The following is a 1,076-nucleotide window of genomic DNA, read 5'->3' on the forward strand; positions in this document are numbered from 1 at the left end:
ACCACCACCACGGTGAACCCGAGGGACCAGAGCACCAGCGCGAGGTACACGGGTTCACCGTGGTGGTGGTCGACGCCGACAGCGTCAGCCAGACCGCCTACGGCTGGGCCCGCGACGCGGCCCTGGCGGGCACCCCGCTGCCGTTCACGGTGGAGAGGTATCCGTTCGCCGATCTCGGCGAGTACGTCACGCACCTGCGCAAGGAGTTCGACCACGTGGTGGTCGACGTCGGCGGCGGCAACGCCTCGCTGCTCGCGGACGTGCTGGAGAAGGCGACCCGGCTGATCGTCACGCTCGCCCCGTCGAAGGCCGACCGCAAGCAGCTCGGCGCCACCTTCAAGCAGGCCCGCACCGCGGCCGCCGGGCACGAGGGCGGAGGGTTCGCGGTGTACGTCCTGCTGACGTGCTGCGACGCGCGGACCAGTCAGCCGGCCGACGCGCGGCGGGAGCTGGAGGCGGAGGAGCGGCCGGTGCTCGACGCGGTGATCCCGCAGCGGGTCGAGTACGAGCGGGCCATCGACACCTGCCCGACCAACCTGGACGACTACCGCGCCGTGTGGTCGGAGATCCGCGAGGCAGAGGGGACGGCCGCCTGATGGTGCGCCAGGTGAGGATGACCCCGCCCGCGGACCAGGTGGTGCCCGAGCTGACGAGCCCGGACCAGCTGACCGAGGAGGAGCGCCGCCGGATCGCGGCCCGGATGCCCGAGAGCAGCCGGCGCTCCCGTCCGGTGGCCGACCCACCGGCGCCCGAGCTGGTGAATGCGGAGGTGGAGATGACCCGCCGCAGCTGGTACGCCGAGCGGGAGGCCGCCGACGCGCTGGCCCGCGCGGTGGACGCGCTGCACTTCGCCACCCGCGTCCCGAAGCACCAGGTCGTCAGCCTGCTGTTCCGCCTGGCCGCCGAGCAGCAGGACCTGGTCCTCGACCACCTCCGGCGGACCGGCCAGACGCACCCGTAGCACGGGTGCTACCCGTCGCACGTATCACGGGTGCGAGGCGTATCACGCCAGCTCACACGGGGGTGCGCACCCCGCACACCCCGGGTGGGCACCCCCCCCGCCGGGGCTGTGGACC

At 73.4% G+C, this 1,076-nt stretch carries 2 protein-coding genes; both read left to right on the plus strand.

Annotated elements, in window-relative coordinates:
• The coding region (locus ABD323_RS41535) for a P-loop NTPase family protein (RefSeq protein WP_344447273.1) at window positions 1-596 on the plus strand (596 nt) is incomplete at its 5' end.
• A gap of 11 nt (window positions 597-607) precedes the next feature.
• Entirely contained in the window at window positions 608-961 is a 354-nt protein-coding gene (locus tag ABD323_RS41540) for a hypothetical protein (RefSeq protein WP_344447274.1), read from the plus strand.
• The last annotated feature ends 115 nt before the right edge of the window (window positions 962-1,076 follow it).

The sequence above is a fragment of the Kitasatospora nipponensis genome (assembly GCF_039528135.1).
GTDB lineage: Bacteria > Actinomycetota > Actinomycetes > Streptomycetales > Streptomycetaceae > Kitasatospora > Kitasatospora nipponensis.